Genomic DNA, 15,450 nt, shown 5'->3' on the forward strand with positions numbered 1-15,450 from the left:
TGATGCTGCCTCAGTGCTGGTGCCGGTGCCTCAGTTGCCTCAGTGCTGGTATCCGTAGACGCCGCGCGACTGGTCGCGCACGAGGCGGCCCATCTCGAGTTCGATGACGCGCTTGCGCATCTGGTCGACGATCTGCTGGTCGTGGGTGGCCATCACCACGGTGGTGCCCGTGCGGTTGATGCGATCGAGCAACTTCATGATGCCGACGGAGGTCTGCGGGTCGAGGTTGCCGGTCGGCTCGTCGGCGATCAGCAGCATGGGCCGGTTGGCGAACGCCCGCGCGATGGCCACCCGCTGCTGCTCACCACCGGACAGCTCGCCGGGCATCCGGTCCTCCTTGCCGCCGAGACCGACGAGGTCGAGGACTTCCGGCACCGTCTTGCGAATCTGGCCGCGGGACTTGCCGATGACCTCCAGCGCGAAGGCGACGTTCTCGCCGACGGTCTTGTTGCCCAGCAGCCGGAAGTCCTGGAAGACGGTTCCGAGCTGCCGCCGCATCTGCGGCACCTTCCAGTTCGACAACCTGGCCAGATCCTTGCCGAGCACATGCACCTGCCCGGAGCTGGCGCGCTCCTCGCGCAGGATCAGTCGCAGGAAGGTGGATTTGCCGGAACCGGAGGAGCCCACCAGGAACACGAACTCGCCGCGCTCTATCTCCAGCGAGACATCGCGGAGCGCCGGGCGGTTCTGCTTGGGATAGGACTTGGAGACGCTGTCGAATCGGATCACGGATACACCACGTCGACCTGGGTAGGGACAACGGAAGCCACGGTGCGGCCCCCTGGGGCGCCTCCCAGCGTCAACTGGGGAGCGGTGTGGGCGACCATACGCGAAGCGTGCTGTGCCGCGCACGCGGCACCGGCGCACATCGCCCGGTCCCGCGACCTGCCCGCCTGTGTCCCGGCCTGGTCGCTTGTCGGTGCGGCCCGCTCGCCCGTTTCCGCGACCTGCTGGTTTCTGCGGAAGGCCACCTCACCTGGCAGAGTGGTAGAGAGCACCCCTGGGGAACGAATCACTCACGGGTGGCGTTGGCACAAGGAGGAGGAGTTCGCATGACATGCGATCGACTGGTGTGTGCCAACTGCGCGGGTCCCGTGAACGAGGGCCGCTGCGCCGTGTGCCGTGCCCACAGGGAGCGGCTGCACCGGGAAGCCCCGTTGGCGCACCTGTCCCCCACGGCGCTGATCGCCCTGTTGGTGACGCTGATAGCAGTAGCGCTGGTGGCACAGCGCGTAGCGACGGCCTAGGTCTTCTCCAGGGGGCCTCGGTCCGGGCTGTTTCCGTCCTGTTCCCGGCCTGTCCCCGGCCTGTCCCCGGACTCGTTCCGCGAAGAGCGCGCCCTGAGGGGGCGCTCGGAAACCACAACGCGCCGGGTGCGGCGGTCGTGAGACCACCGCGACCCGGCGCGCTGTTGTGACCTGGCGCTTACGCCGCCGTACGCCGCGTGGCGAGGCGCGGCATCAGGCGGAAGCCGATACCGCCGGCGATCATCGTCGCCGCGCCCACCAGCAGGAACGTCGTCTCGGAGGAACCGGTCTCGGCCAGTTCGTCCTGCTGCTTGCCCGGCGTGGCCGGCTTGCTGTCCTGGACCGGCTGGCTGCCCGCGCTGTCCGGGTTGGTGCCGCCGCCCTCGCAGTTCACCTCGTCGCCGTCGAGGTCGCAGGTGTCGTCGCCGCCGCCGGTACCACCAGTGGTCGCCGGCTCCTCGCCGCCGCCACCGTTACCGCCGTTGCCGCCGTTCCCACCGTTGCCGTTGCCACCGTTGCCGTTGCCGCCGTTGTTGGCCGCACCGCCATCGTTGCCACCGTTGCCGCCGTTGCCGTTGCCACCGTTGTCGGCCGCACCGCCATCGTTGCCACCGTTGCCGTTACCGCCGTTGTCGGCCGCACCGCCGTCGTTGCCACCGTCGCCGTCGCCGCCGCCGATGGTGACGGTGCCGCTGATGCCACCGTCGTCACCGCCGCCGACACCGCCGTCGTCACCGCCGCCGTCGTCGCCGCCGGAGCCACCGCCGATGATGCCGCCGATGAATCCGCCGTCGTCCTCGGCGGCTGCCTTGGTGGAGTTGCCGTCGGTGTCGCCCAGCCCCGCGGCCTGCGCGGCGCCCGCGGCGGTCAGCGAGGCACCGGCGGCGAACACGGCCGCAGCGGCTATCCGCGCGACCCGCAGCCGCGTCTTCGATTTGCTCATGTTCCAACTACCCCCAGTAGCTGTACTCGTGGATGGGGCAGCTGCGCGTGGAGCGCGATCCGCACCGGGCTTCCCGTCGAGGCGAATGTCTACCCCCACCCCGGACTGCCGCCGTTTGCTCACCGGGGCTCTCTCCACCCCGTCCGTGCGCCCCTGACACAGGCATGCCGAGCGAACAGCTTTCCCCAGCTCTCACATGCCCGTCAAGCGAAGACCCGTTGAACAGGCCGCCGCACCACCGGATACGGCGGCTGACCGCACGTCAGTTCTGCGTCTGCTCCTGCTGCTTACGCCAGCGAATGCCGGCTTCCAGGAAGCTGTCGATGTCGCCGTCGAGCACGCCCTGCGGGTTGCCGACCTCGTACTCGGTGCGCAGGTCCTTGACCATCTGGTAAGGGTGCAGCACATACGAACGCATCTGGCTGCCCCAGGAGTTGCCGCCGTCGCCCTTGAGGGCGTCCATCTTGGCCTGCTCCTCCTGGCGGCGGTGGGCCAGCAGTCGCGCCTGCATGACGCGCATGGCGGCGGCGCGGTTCTGGATCTGCGACTTCTCGTTCTGACAGGAGACGACGATGCCGGTCGGCAGGTGCGTCATCCGGACCGCGGAGTCGGTGGTGTTCACCGACTGGCCGCCGGGGCCCGAGGAGCGGAAGACATCGATCCGCAGTTCGTTCTCCGGGATGTCGATGTGGTCGACCTGCTCGACGACGGGCAGCACCTCGACCCCGGCGAACGAGGTCTGCCGGCGGCCCTGGTTGTCGAACGGCGAGATGCGCACCATCCGGTGCGTGCCCTGCTCCACGGAGAGCGTGCCGTAGGCGTACGGAGCCTTCACGGTGAAGGTCGCGGACTTGATGCCCGCCTCCTCCGCGTAGGAGATGTCGAACACCTCGGTGGGGTAGCCACGGCGCTCGGCCCAGCGCAGATACATCCGCATCAGCTGCTCGGCGAAGTCGGCGGCGTCCACGCCGCCCGCCTCGGCCCGGACGCTGACGACCGCCTCGCGCGGGTCGTACTCGCCCGACAGCAGCGTGCGGACCTCCAGCTCGTCCACCGTCTTGCGGACCGCCGCCAGCTCGTTCTCGGCCTCGGTGCGCGCGTCCGCGTCGTCCTCGCTCTCGGCCAGCTCGAAGAGTACCCCGACATCGTCGATCCGCCCGCGCAGCTCCTCGACCTTCCGCAACTGCCCCTGGAGGTAGGAGAGCCGACTGGTCACCTTCTGCGCATGCTCGACGTCGTCCCACAGATCCGGGGCCGCCGCCTGCTCCTCGAGCGCGGCGATGTCTGACCGCATCTTGCCCAGGTCAAGGACGGCCTCGATCGACTCCATGGTGGAGGAGAGGGACTTCAGCTCTTCGGATACATCGACGACTGCCACGCTCCCCACCCTAACCGCAAGCCGCCACCCCAGCCCTAGCCCACTTGGGCGTCACGCTCCGCGCTGTGGTGTGCGGTCAGCGTGGTCACCAGGACGTCGCGGCGGGCCGGCCTGGTGGTGTCGGACGGCCGGATCGGGGCGACCTCGTGCAGGGTGGCGCGGTCGTCGCCGAGCAGCAGGGTGCCCGGCTCGTGCAACGTGGTGGTCAGCACGGGCGTGCCGTCGGGCTCGTAGACCGTGCTCTGGCCGCCGACGGCGTTCTCCCGGCCGATCATCAGGGAGGTCACCAGGGTGACCCCGTCGCGGTGCCGCCCCTCGGGGGTGGGCAGCCCGGCGCCGTCGGCCGAGGCCACGACCCGGAAGGGATGGACCTTCACGCTCCAGGTGTCGGCGTCCTGCAGACAGCTCGCGATCCGGCCCATCATCCGCACCAGCGACTTGAACAGCGGATCGGCGACGAAGACGTCGGTCAGCGGTTCGAAGTGGCGGTCCTCGCCGACGTAGAGCGGGTTGGTGTCCTCGGGCTGCGCGAAGGCCAGGTGCGGCATCGGGCGAAGCGACCCGGTGCGGTCCAGCGAGAAGTGCCCGTACCGGCGCATGCGGTGCGTGCCCTCCCGCGCCGCGTAGCCGTCCGGTGCCAGGTCCTCCCAGTGGACGGCGAAGCGGCGCCAGTCCGCCGCCTGGACGCCGAGGCACCGGGAGACGGCGCGGGGCTCCATCACATGGGCGTGCCGGGAGAGCAGCGCCTGCCGGGCCTCGGCGATCTCGCCCGCGCTCCGCAACGTCGGGGCGCCCGCGATGTCCTCCATGCGGTGATCCTCCCTACCGCGTCGTCCGACTCCCATCCGGTCTCCTGGGCCCTCCCCAGGCTCCTACGCCCCGTCCGGGTCCGCATCCGGTGACTGCCCCCAGGCCCTGGGGGCGGCTGCCGGCCGGAGGCCCTGCGGAGGTTCGGGGGACGGGACGGGCTGGAGGGGGACGCGCAGCGCGGAAGCGCCGACCCGCCAGCACTCCAGCAGCGCGGCGCCCAGCCGGTCCTCCAGGAAGACCGTGGCGTCCGCGCCGAAGGCCACGTCGGACTCGAGTGCGGGCTCGTCCTCCAGCAGGCCGCCGATCACCTCGCGGCGCACCACCTGCTCGTGCACGGCGTCGGCCTCCACATGCTCGTCGTAGAAGCGCTGGGCCGCCGCTCCCGCGCCCAGCCGGCGCAGCGCGGCGGCCAGCCGGCGGGAGCCGGGCGAGGAGGTGACCTCCACACAGCCGAAGTGGCCCACCAGGGCACCGCGCAGCGACCGGTGCAGCCCGAAGAGGGACATCAGGTTGACGGGCGGCAGCGCCGGGCCCGGTGCCGCGTCCAGGTAGTGCCCGTAGGCGGCGTTCAGGTCCAGGTCGCGCATCAGTTCGGCGAAGAGCCGGGCGTGGACGTGTTCGGCCCGCCCGGCGCCGAACTCGTCGTACTCGACGGCGACCATCGCGGCCTTGGCGCGGCCCGCGAGGCGCGGGATCACCCAGGCGTGCGGATCGGCCTCCTTCAGGTGGTAGAGGGAGCGCAGCGCCGCGTACTCGCGGAACTGCCACAGCTCACCGCGGTGCTGCAGATGGTGCGCGACGCCGCCCGTGTCGCCCTCGGCCTCCTGCCCGCGAGCGTCCCGGCCGGCGGGTACGGGCTCGACCAGCAGCTCACCGAAGGCGTCGGCGACCGTGCGTGAGGCGGGGACGTCCCGGCGCAGGGCCGCCAGGAAGCGGTCCTCGAGCACGCCGCGCACCCGCAGCAGGTCCGGATCCCATTCGCAGCCCTCCGGCACGCCCGCGAAGCCCCGGTAGTGCAGTTCGTAGAGCACATAGAGGGCCAGCTGCAGGTCCTCGCCGTACGGATCGGCGACAGCCGCCTGGATCCCGGCCTCGCGGGCGAGCGCCGCGGCCTGAGGACGCCCGCCGGTCAACGCGGTGAGCACGGCCGCCGAGAGGGGGCCGCGCACGGTGGGCAGGGCGGGGCCGAGGGTGCGGGCGAGATCCGTCGTCGCCGTCATGGGTGCGCTCCGGTCCGGTCGGCTCTCGGGCGGACACCGGTGCGGATGTCCGCCACCGCCGTCGGCGGCGGTCAGTCGACCGAGTACCCAGACGCGGGCGCGGGCAACGAACCGGTGTCCTCCTCGGATGTGGCCAGCCAGCCGCCCACCGCGAGTGCCGCGGCCACCAGCGCTGCCGCGACGCCTATTTTCAGCCGTCGACGGCGGACGGCGATCCGGTGCCGCGCGGACCCGGCCCGCGCCTCTCCCACGGCGCGCGGCGCCCGTGCCGTGCCGTGCGCTCCTCCGGCGAGCTCGTCCTCGCCCGGCACGCGCATGCTCGTATGGGTGTCCCGGTTCGCGTCCGGGCCGACCCGGGAGTGGACCAGCGGCACCGCGCCACCGCCCGCGGCGGGCACCGCGCCGGTGCCGGGGTGGGAGTGCTCGTGCGCCGCGCCCTCGGCGCTTCCCGGTCCGGCACCGTCCTGCGCGGGGTCCTCGTAGTCGGCGTAGCCCTCCTCGCCCTGCTCGTCGATGTCGAGCGGCGGCAGCCCCTCCAGTGCGGGCAGCAGCTCGCGCAGCCGCGCCGCGAGCTCGGCGGCGCGCAGCCGGGAGGCGGGCGCCTTGGCGAGGCACTGGTGGATGAGCTGCCACAGCTCGTCCGGGATGCCGGGCAGCGGTGCGACGGCCTCGGTCACATGCCGGCGCAGCACCGCGCCGGGATGGCCGCCGCCGAACGGCGTGAATCCGGCCAACAGCTCGTAGACGACGGTGGCCAGGGCGTAGATGTCGACGGCGGCGCGGGGCGGCAGCCCTTCGACGATCTCGGGCGCGAGGTAGTCCGGAGTGCCGATGATCGAGGTGGCGCGGGTGCGGCTGGGCGAGTCGATGAGCTTGGCGACTCCGAAGTCGGTCAGCAGTGCGGGCGGCGCCCCGCCGGGGCCCTCCATCGCGAGGGCGTCCAGCAGCACGTTCTCCGGCTTCACATCGCGGTGCACCAGTCCGGCGGCGTGCGCGGCGGCCAGCGCGTCGGCGACGTCGGCGGCGATGGCGACGGCCGCCGCGGGCGCCAGCCGGCGGTCCCGCTCCAGGCGGGTGCGCAGATCGGTACCGCGCACCAGGTCCATGACCAGGGCCAGCTCGTTGCCGTCCACCACCAGGTCGCGGACGCCGACGACGCGCGGGTGGTCGAGACAGAGCAGGGCGCTGCGCTCCTGCACGAACCGCTCGACCAGGTCCTGGTCGGAGGCGAGGTCCTCACGCAGCAGCTTGATGGCGACGGGACCCTCGGGTCCGTCGCCGAGCCACACCGTTCCGGCACTGCCGCGCCCGAGGATCCGGTGTGCCGTGTAGCGACTGCCGATCTTCCGTGCCATGGCGACAAAACTACGCGGCGGGACTCCGCTTGGGAGCCCCGGATGCCGGTAACTGTCACTTCTGTGGGGGAAATCCCCGCTCACAAGTCGACAAATCACTGTAGTCGCCGGTATCCGGGCGGGTCGTCAGCAGCGCTCCGCCGGTCGGCCCGACGGCCCGTCAGCTGTTGAACTGCCGGAAGAAGTCCCCTATCTGATCGAAGACATCCTTCGTCGACTGCCAGAAACTCTTGCCCTCGGCCCACCACTGCGGCGCGTCCGTCAGATTCCAGACCAGCACCCCCGCCACCACGACGATGACGACGAGGAACAGGCAGCCCTTGAGACAGCCCAGCCCCGGGATGCGCATGGGGTTGGCACTGCGCTGCCGCGGCTCCCGGCGCTGCCTGGGCTCGCGCGGCGGCCTCGGCTCGCGCTGCCTGGGCTCGCGTTGCCTGGGCTCCGGCTGCGGCCTGGGCTCCCGGCCCCGGGGCGGCTGCGGCTCGTAGCGCTGCGGCGGCTGCTGCTGACCGTACTGCGGGCCGTACTGCTGCTGACCGTAGGGCTGCTGGCCGTACGGCTGCTGCCCCTGGGGGGCCTGCTGCGGAGGTGGCGGTGGGGCCGCCCGCCGCTGGGGGCGCCGACGCAGCGGGTCCATGCTCGGGTCGAGCGGCTGGACCTGGGTCTGCTCGTTGCGGTCCCGCGCCGCGCGCAGCTGGCTCTCCCACGGATGGGGACCGTCCTGCTGCGGGGGGCCGCCCTGCCCGTAACCGCCCTGCGGGCCCCCGGTCTGCGGCATGACATTGGTCTCGGCCGACGGGTCGTACTGCCCCTGGCCGCCCTGCGGGCCCCCGGTCTGCGGAAGGACGTTGGTCTCGGCGGACGGGTCGTACTGTCCGCCCGGTGCAGCACCGCTGTGCGGCAGGACCTGCGTCGGGTCGGAGTCGCCGGCGCCCGGACCCGGCGCGGTGGCTCCCCGGGCGCCGGAGTCGGGGACCGGCGCGGGTGCCGGGTCCGGCGCCAGCAGCGCGGCCACCCCGAGCGCCGCACCGGCGGCCTGCGGTGTGGCCTGGGCCCCGATGCCGTCGGCGACGGTACGCAGACCGCGCGCCAGGTTGACGGCGCTGGGCCGCTCGTCGGGGTTCTTGCGCAGACAGTGCTCGATGACCGTCCACAGCGGGTCGGGGACGTTCCTGGGGCGCTCGGGCTCCTGCGCCAGATGCTGGTGCAGCACGGCCAGCGCACTGTCGCCGCTGAACGGCGGATACCCGCTGACCAGCTCGTACAGCAGGATGCCCGCGCCGTAGATGTCCACGGCCGAGGTCTGCGGGCGGCCCTCCGCCGACTCGGGGGCGACATAGGCCGGGGTGCCGACGAACTCCTGGGTGCGGGTCAGGCCCGGGGAGTCGGCCAGGCGCGCGATACCGAAGTCGGTGAGCATCGGCCGCATGCCGTTCTCGTCCTCGGTGAGCAGGACGTTCGCGGGCTTCAGGTCGCGGTGCACGACGCCGTCGGCGTGGCTGGCCGCCAGCGCGTCGGCCACCTGTGCGGTGACCAAACTGGCGGCGATGGGCGAGAACGGGCCGTTCTCGCGCAAGTAGCGATGCAGGTCCGGGCCCTCGATGAGATCCATCACGAGCGCCAGCAGATCGCCTTCGACCACAAGGTCGCGCGTTCTGACAATGTTGTGGTGCGTCAGCCGCAGCAGCACCGAGCGCTCCCGCAAGAAGCGCATCACCACGTCGGGGTCGTTCGCCAGTTCCTCCTTGAGGACCTTGATCGCGACGGTCTCGCCGGGCTCCCCGGCCACCGCCGCCTCCGAGCCCGCCGTCTCTCGCTGGCGGGCCCGCCAGACGGTGCCCGTGGCGCCGCGCCCCAGCGGCTCTTCGAGCAGGTACTTGCTGCCTACCGGCCGCACGTCATGCGCTCCCTGGTCTCGTACTGCAATCCCGCCCACAATAGTGCCGCCGCGCAAGGCGGTGCCGGGTCCGCGTGCGTGCTCTTGGGCACGCACGTGCTTTCGGGCACCGCGTGTGCACAGGGGCACACGCTCGGGCTCATCCGCACCCGTGCGTACTCATGGGCACTCCTCGTACTCATGAGCACGTCGGGGCCGGGCGGCTCCCCCGGAAGACGCACACCGGGTGGCGATGGTTGCGGTGGCGCCGTTGCCCGGACAAGATCATTCCGCGCGGCAAGATCGTGCGGATGGCCAGGACGGGCCCCGTTGTCAGTCGCGGGTGCGAGTATGCATGCAGTGGTACGGACGATGTGCCGGCGCGCGAGCGCGGTGGGTGGGCAGCCCGCCTGGCACACGGCGCGGACGGGACCTGGAGGCGCAGATGCAGATCCGGCTGACTGTCGCCCTGGCGCCGCGCGGCGCCCGCAGCGCGGCGGACGCGGGCGCGGGCGAGGCCGGAGGCGCGGGACCGGCAGCGCGCTCCGCCGCCCGGTCGCAGCCGGCGCAGCCCCGCCCCGCACCCCCGGGCCAGCCGGTCGGACAGGCGAACGTACTGGTCACAGCCCCCGCCGGCACCGTGCTCTCGGCAGTGACGAACGCCCTGGCGACCTCCGCCGCAGCCGCGCTGGCGACAGCACCCGCCTCGTCCGCTTCCGGCGGCCCCGGCGGGCCTGCCGGGCCTGACGGCTCCGGAAACGCGGCGACCGGCCAGGAGGAAGCCCCGCAGGAGCCCGTGGTCGTCTACGCCGGGACGCGCCGGCTCGACCCGCACCGCCAGATCATCGGCGAACCCCCGCTGCTGGACGGCGCGCTGATCTCACTGCACGCACCGGTCGCCCCCGCCGCGCTGCCCGCGCACGGCGCCGCCGTCACGGCCCTGACGGCGTACGGCTCGGCCAGGGCCAGGCTGCACGTCACCGGCGGTCCCGACGCGGGCGGCATCCACCTCCTCCAGGGCGGCAAGGTCCACCTCGGGCGCTCCGCCGACGCCGACGTACCGCTGGACGACCCGGACGTCTCCCGGCTGCACTGCGCCGTGACGGTGACCGACGGCGGCGCGGTCACCGTCACCGACCTCGGCTCCACCAACGGCACCACACTCGACGGCACCCCGGTCGGCCCCCGGCCCGTCCTCTTCCGCCCCGGCTCGACGCTGCGCATCGGCGAGACGACCATACGGCTGGAGGCCACCTCCGGCACGGGCCCGGAAGCCGAAACCGGAGCGGGTCACGCGCCCGCCCTCGCCCCGGCACCCGCACTGGCCCTGCCCACGGCCCCGGACGGCGAAGGGCGCCTCCGCCTCGTCCGCGAGGGGCCGCACGGGATCGGCCCGTCCGCCGACAGCCCTGCGGCGGGCGACCCGCACCAGGGCCCGGGGGCGACCACCCCCGCGACCGGGGCGGACGCCCCGGCCGGCGGCCCCGCCCCGGACCGTCTCCCCCCGGGCGCGGAGCAGATGGCGCGGCCCGAGCACTGGGGCACCGCGGACGCCCCGGCCGACGACGCCCACTCCTACGCACCGGCACCCGGCGGGCCCTTCCCGGGGACCGACACCACCCACAGCGCCGGTCTCGTGCCCCCGGCGGACAGCGGCGAAGCGGCACAGCGCAAGGGGCGCGGGCTCGGCGCCTGGGCGCGCCGATTGACGACCGGCCGTGCGGAACAGGCCGACAGCCCCGCCCCCGGCCCGCGCGGACCGACGCGCTACGGCTCCGGCACGGCGGAGAGCTATGCCGCACATCCGGCCGAGAGCTTCGGAAACCGGGTCGGCCACCTGCCCGCACCGCGCGGCGGGGAACTCGACGGCGCGCCCGGCGGGCCGCAGCGCTGGCCCGACCCCGCCGCGGTACTGCTCAGTGCCCTCGGACCCGGGCCCCGGCTGTGGGAGCGCGGCCCCGGCCATCCGGACGCGCTGACCGTACGGCTGGGAGTGGCCCACCGCAGCGGCGGGCACAGCGATCCGGTCACCGTCGATCTGCGCCGGGCCGGCTCACTCGGTCTGACGGGCCCGCGCGGGCGGCTGACCGGACTGGCGCGGGCCGTGCTCGCACAGCTGACGGCTCTGCACGGGCCGAGCACGCTGGAGGTCGTCCTGCTGTCGGCGGACCGCAGCCGCAGCGTCCAGGCGCGGCAGCAGGAGTGGGCGTGGCTCGGCTGGCTGCCCCATCTGCGTCCGGCGCACGGCCAGGACTGCGCACTGCTGACGGCCTACGACCACGACCAGGCCACCGCACGGACGGCGGAACTCGTACGCCGGCTGGAGGCGCAGGGCACCGCTCCCCGGCGCGGAGGGCCGCCCGGCCCCGCCGTGGTCGTGGTGGTGGACGGCGACCCCGGCTCCGCCCAGCTGCGCACGAGCGTGGCCAGGCTGGCGCGGGAGGGGGCGGCAGCCGGTATCCATCTGCTCTGCCTCGCCGAGACCCCGCCCGCCAGCCCGTCCTCACCCATCGCCGCGACCCTGGAGGCGGCCGACGCCGCCTGTGCCGCCTTCCCCGAGTGCGGGACGGTCGCTCTGCTGAGCGGGGATGTGGCCACCGCGGTCAGAGTCCTGCATCCCGCCTCCCGCCCCGCGCACGACGCGCCCACTCCGCGGGGAGCCGATCGGAGCCCGAGCGGCGGCGCGGGGCAGCACGCCGTACCGGGCCGGCGCGGCGGGCCCGCCACACGGCCCACCCATGGCGCGCCCGGCCCGTCCGAAGGGCCGGACCCGTACGCCGCCCGGGCCGCGTCCGCGGGGCCCCGCGGCGGATCCGGCTCGGCGGCTGCCGCCAGTGGCGCCCCCGGGGTGTCGAGCGGGCCCGTGGCGACCGTGGACGCGGTGTCGGCGGCATGGGCGGAGCGGTTCGCGCGGGCGCTGGCGCCGCTGCGTGAACCGGAAGGCACCGGGGCCGACGCATCGGCCGCCCCGACGGTGACACTGCCCGACCAGTGCCGGCTGCTGGACGAGTTGGGGCTGGCGCGAGCGACGCCTGCCGCGCTGCTCGCCCGCTGGTCGGAGCGGGCCGCTGCCACCTTCGGCCGGGTACCGCTCGTCTTCGGCGCGGGCCCGCACGGGCCGCTGGAGGTCGATCTGACCGATCTGTCGGGGCCGGCGGCGCGGATGGCGCCGGCCGCCGGGGAGGGCGATCCTCAGGTGCCGGGCCGTGCCCTGCCCGGGCACGCCTTCGTCAGCGGCGGTCCCGGCTCCGGTAAGACCGAGCTGCTCCGCTCGCTGGCGGCCTCCCTCGCCGCGGGGGAGCGCCCGGACCGGCTGGCCCTGGTGCTGGTGGACAGCGCGGGTGCCGACGCCGGGGACGGGCTGCGGGTGTGCGCGGAGCTGCCGCATGTCACCGGGCGGCTGACGGCGGGCGATCCGGTGCGGATGCGGCAGTTCGCCCAGGCGCTCAGTGCCGAACTCAAGCGCCGGGCCGAGCTGATCGGCGACGACAGCAGCTATGAGGAGTACGTACGGCTGGCCGCGCGCCCCGGTGGGCGGGTGGTGGCGCCCCGGCAGGCCCCCGAACGCGCCGCGGTGCGGGAGCAGTCGGTGGACGCGCGGCCCGAGCAGGGTGTGCAGGTCCCGGCACCCGCCCCGGCGCCCGACGAGCGGGCGACCGTGGCCCTCCACCCGTCCGGGCGGCGCGGTGGTGGCGGCCCCGGCGAGGACCGCTCGGCGACCGGAGGCGGTGCCGGGGGCGGACGGGGCGGCGAGGGCGGCGGGCTGGACATGCTGCCGTCGCAGGCCGCCCCCCAAGCACCCGGCCGGCACGGCGGCGGTGGCGGCAGCGGTGGTGGTGGCGCCGCCGGTGGTGAGGCGCCGGCCGCCGATCCCGACCGCACCCGACGCACTCTCCGGCTGCGCAGGACCGACGAGCCGGACCGGACCGACGAGTCCCGGCGGGCGGACGACCAGCGGTCCGGCGACCGGCAGGCCGACGACCGGCGGCCGGACGCGTCGCGGCGTACCGGCGCGCAGGACGTACCGGCGCAGGATGCGCCCTCCGGGCTGTCGGCCTCCCCGCTCGGCCCTGGCGGTGTGCCGCCCCGGCTGGTGGTGCTGGTGGACGACTTCGACACGCTGGTGGACCCGGCGTTGGGCAACCCCGGTCGGCCTGCCGCCGGTTCGGTCGTCCGGGCGCTGGAGGCGGTCGCGCGGGCCGGGGCCCGGCTGGGCGTGCATGTGATCGCGGCGACGGGCCGTGCGGACCGTACGGTGCACACGGTGCCGGCCCGGACGGCGGCGCTGCACGTGGAGCTGACCGGCGGTGAGCGCGGCGCGGACGGTACGCCACGCGGCCGCGGCACCCTCACCCTGCGGCAGCGCCTGGGGCCGGAGGGTGCCGTCGTCGGCGGGGCGCCGGTCGCCTTCCAGGCGGGCCGGGTCACCGGCCGCATCCCGCGTACGGCGACGCTGCGTCCCACCGTGGTGCCGTTGGACTGGGCGCGGGCGGGCGACCCGCCCGCGCGGCGCCAGGTGCGGGAGTTGGGCAACGGGCCGACCGACCTGGCGCTGCTCGCCAGTGCGATGGAGCGCGCGGCGCAGCAGGTCACCCCGGCGGCCCCCGCCACCTGACGGCGCCTGACACCGCCTGCCCGTAGCCCCGCGGAGCCCTCCGCGGGGCCGAGCAGGGCTGCGTCCGTCCTCTTCATCGATTGTCCGACGGCTTCATGGGTTGTCCGACGGGCGCGCCCGCCCGCGGGCATCCGGTCGGCTCCCGGCGGGCTCTTCCGCAGCCTCTCGTTCAGGAGTTGTAGGAGTCCTGCGCGGAAGGACACGCTCCACAAGGCGCGCGAACCCCCCGGTCGGCGCGCGGCACGGGTGACGGTTTTGTGAAATGTGCGTGCAACTTCGTGTGCGCCTCGCGCGCTTCCCGAGGGGGCGCGCGGAAGTGGTCAGCGCCGTCCCACACGGCTCGCCCGCCGCCCTTCGAGAGCCCCACAACGAACGCCCCAACTTCCCCTCTTTGCCCATGAGTTCGCAGATGAGGGCAGGCAGGTTCACCGTGTCAGGTCACGGACTGATCAAGATGCCGACGGCGGGCCGAACAGTGTTGCCAGAGGGCATCGTCCGGGCGTACAAACTTCCGCACAAGAAGGTACGACGCGGTGCCGCCCCTGGGCAGGCCGCGTCTGCTCATCTCCCGTTCATGTGATGGACACGGGAGTACACGGGGAAAGGGACGGCACTCAACCATGCGTATCTCGCGTGCTCCACGCACGGCTCTCGCGCTTGCCTCCGCAGCCGCCCTGACGCTCACCGCCGCGGGGTGTGCCGCCGAGGACGAAGGGAGCGAGTGGGCGGCTTCGCACAAGCCGACCGTGGACCTCCCCCAGCTCAAAGGCCAGAAGCTCCAGGTCGCGGCGGTGTGGACGGGTGACGAGCAGAAGAACTTCCGCAAGGTGCTCGACGAGTTCGAGAAACGAACCGGCGCCAAGGTCGAGTTCGTGCCCACCGGCGACAACGTGGCCACCTACATAGGCTCCAAGGTCGAGGGCGGCTCGCCGCCGGATGTGGCGATGCTGCCGCAGGTCGGTGTGTTGCGGGAGTTCGCCAGAAAGGGCTGGCTCAAGCCGCTGGGCAAGGAGGCGCTCGCCCAGTCCAAGAAGAACTTCGCCAAGGGCTGGCGGGACCTGGGCAGCTACGAGGGCAAGCAGTACGGCATCTACTACAAGGCCGCCAACAAGTCCCTCATCTGGTACAACTCCCAGGCTTTCGAGGACGCGGGCGTCAAGGAGGCCAAGGACTGGAAGTCCTTCGTCAAGGACGCGGAAACGCTCTCCGACTCGGGCGTCGACCCGGTGTCGGTCGGCGGCGCCGACGGCTGGACGCTCACCGACTGGTTCGAGAACGTCTATCTGTCCCAGGCCGGTCCCGAGAAGTACGACCAGCTCGCCGAACACAAGATCAAGTGGACGGACCCGTCGGTCACCGAGGCGCTGAAGACCCTGCAGCAACTGTGGGGCAAGAGCCATCTGCTGGCCGGCGGCAACCAGGGCGCGCTGCAGACGGACTTCCCCAAGTCGGTGACCCAGGCCTTCGGCAACCTCGCCTCGCCGCAGGCCGCGCTCGTCTTCGAGGCCGACTTCGTCGGCGTCAACATCGAGGGCGACACCAAGGCCCGTATCGGCAAGGACGCGCAGGTCTACCCGTTCCCCAAGGTCGGTGCCAAGCCCCCGGTGGTCACCGCGGGCGACGCGGCGGCCGTGCTGAAGAACAGCAAGGGCGCGCAGGCGCTCGCCACCTTCCTCGCCTCCAAGGACGCGGCGGGGATCTGGGCGGCCGAGGGCGGCTATGTCTCCCCCAACAAGGAACTGGACCTGTCCGCCTACCCGAACCAGCCGCAGCGCGAGATCGCCAAGGCGCTGGTCGAAGCCGGGAACGACTTCCGCTTCGACATGTCCGACCAGGCGCCCGCCGCGTTCGGCGGCACCAAGGGTGAGGGCGAGTGGAAGGCCCTCCAGGACTTCCTGAAGAACCCCGAGGACATCAAGGGCACTCAGCAGGCGCTGGAGAAGGCCGCCGCCAAGGCGTACGAGAAGTGAACCGCGCCACAGCCACATCAACCGCGACCCGTACGA

The 15,450-nt window shown here is 73.4% G+C and carries 10 protein-coding genes; 3 read left to right on the forward strand and 7 right to left on the reverse strand.

The genetic code is table 11. From position 1 onward, the window contains the following. Window positions 1-39: 39 nt before the first annotated feature. Window positions 40-729 carry a cell division ATP-binding protein FtsE gene (gene ftsE, locus KBY19_RS04965; RefSeq protein WP_099881455.1) on the reverse strand — a complete coding sequence of 230 codons (690 nt, stop codon included), beginning with the start codon at window positions 727-729 and terminating at the stop codon, window positions 40-42. Between the two features lie 323 nt (window positions 730-1,052). Between ftsE and KBY19_RS04970 the strand changes: the two genes are divergently transcribed. Continuing rightward, window positions 1,053-1,247, forward strand: a complete 195-nt coding sequence (locus tag KBY19_RS04970) for a hypothetical protein (RefSeq protein ID WP_099881457.1) — start codon at window positions 1,053-1,055, stop codon at window positions 1,245-1,247. A 178-nt stretch (window positions 1,248-1,425) separates the two neighbouring features. Here the strand turns inward: KBY19_RS04970 and KBY19_RS04975 are convergent, their stop codons facing one another. The 6 genes from KBY19_RS04975 to KBY19_RS05000 all read right to left on the reverse strand — a co-directional run bounded on the left by KBY19_RS04975 (window position 1,426) and on the right by KBY19_RS05000 (window position 8,850). After that, window positions 1,426-2,190, reverse strand: a complete 765-nt coding sequence (locus tag KBY19_RS04975) for a collagen-like protein (protein ID WP_210965232.1) — start codon at window positions 2,188-2,190, stop codon at window positions 1,426-1,428. Between the two features lie 262 nt (window positions 2,191-2,452). Further along, window positions 2,453-3,568, reverse strand: coding sequence for a peptide chain release factor 2 (gene prfB, locus KBY19_RS04980; protein ID WP_099881461.1), 1,116 nt, complete (start codon window positions 3,566-3,568; stop codon window positions 2,453-2,455). Window positions 3,569-3,603: 35 nt separating this feature from the next. After that, a complete protein-coding gene (locus KBY19_RS04985) occupies window positions 3,604-4,377 on the reverse strand; it encodes a 2OG-Fe dioxygenase family protein (protein ID WP_185016984.1) in 774 nt (257 codons plus the stop codon). A 63-nt stretch (window positions 4,378-4,440) separates the two neighbouring features. Further along, window positions 4,441-5,598 carry an iron-containing redox enzyme family protein gene (locus KBY19_RS04990; RefSeq protein ID WP_210965233.1) on the reverse strand — a complete coding sequence of 386 codons (1,158 nt, stop codon included), beginning with the start codon at window positions 5,596-5,598 and terminating at the stop codon, window positions 4,441-4,443. A 71-nt stretch (window positions 5,599-5,669) separates the two neighbouring features. Further along, on the reverse strand, window positions 5,670-6,953 hold the full coding sequence (locus KBY19_RS04995) for a serine/threonine-protein kinase (protein ID WP_185016985.1): 1,284 nt from the start codon (window positions 6,951-6,953) through the stop codon (window positions 5,670-5,672). Window positions 6,954-7,113: 160 nt separating this feature from the next. Then, a complete protein-coding gene (locus tag KBY19_RS05000) occupies window positions 7,114-8,850 on the reverse strand; it encodes a serine/threonine-protein kinase (RefSeq protein ID WP_185016986.1) in 1,737 nt (578 codons plus the stop codon). 424 nt (window positions 8,851-9,274) lie between these two features. On the opposite strand from KBY19_RS05000, the gene KBY19_RS36230 reads away from it, so the two are divergent. Both KBY19_RS36230 and KBY19_RS05020 read left to right on the forward strand, forming a co-directional pair. Continuing rightward, window positions 9,275-13,444, forward strand: a complete 4,170-nt coding sequence (locus tag KBY19_RS36230; RefSeq protein WP_247690603.1) for an FHA domain-containing protein — start codon at window positions 9,275-9,277, stop codon at window positions 13,442-13,444. A 620-nt stretch (window positions 13,445-14,064) separates the two neighbouring features. Further along, window positions 14,065-15,414 (forward strand): ABC transporter substrate-binding protein, encoded by a 1,350-nt coding sequence (locus KBY19_RS05020; protein ID WP_210965234.1) that lies wholly within the window; start codon window positions 14,065-14,067, stop codon window positions 15,412-15,414. Window positions 15,415-15,450: the final 36 nt, after the last annotated feature.

Source organism: Streptomyces sp. B15 (genome assembly GCF_018070605.1).
In the GTDB taxonomy this organism is placed as follows: domain Bacteria; phylum Actinomycetota; class Actinomycetes; order Streptomycetales; family Streptomycetaceae; genus Streptomyces; species Streptomyces smyrnaeus.

Excerpts from the sequence above, each read along its gene's own strand:
- KBY19_RS04970 (WP_099881457.1), top strand. The coding sequence starts at position 1,053 with ATGACATGCGATCGACTGGTGTGTGCCAACTGCGCGGGTCCCGTGAAC.
- KBY19_RS04975 (WP_210965232.1), bottom strand. The coding sequence starts at position 2,190 with ATGAGCAAATCGAAGACGCGGCTGCGGGTCGCGCGGATAGCCGCTGCG.
- KBY19_RS04985 (WP_185016984.1), bottom strand. The coding sequence starts at position 4,377 with ATGGAGGACATCGCGGGCGCCCCGACGTTGCGGAGCGCGGGCGAGATC.
- KBY19_RS04990 (WP_210965233.1), bottom strand. The coding sequence starts at position 5,598 with ATGACGGCGACGACGGATCTCGCCCGCACCCTCGGCCCCGCCCTGCCC.
- KBY19_RS04995 (WP_185016985.1), bottom strand. The coding sequence starts at position 6,953 with ATGGCACGGAAGATCGGCAGTCGCTACACGGCACACCGGATCCTCGGG.
- KBY19_RS36230 (WP_247690603.1), top strand. The coding sequence starts at position 9,275 with ATGCAGATCCGGCTGACTGTCGCCCTGGCGCCGCGCGGCGCCCGCAGC.
- KBY19_RS05020 (WP_210965234.1), top strand. The coding sequence starts at position 14,065 with ATGCGTATCTCGCGTGCTCCACGCACGGCTCTCGCGCTTGCCTCCGCA.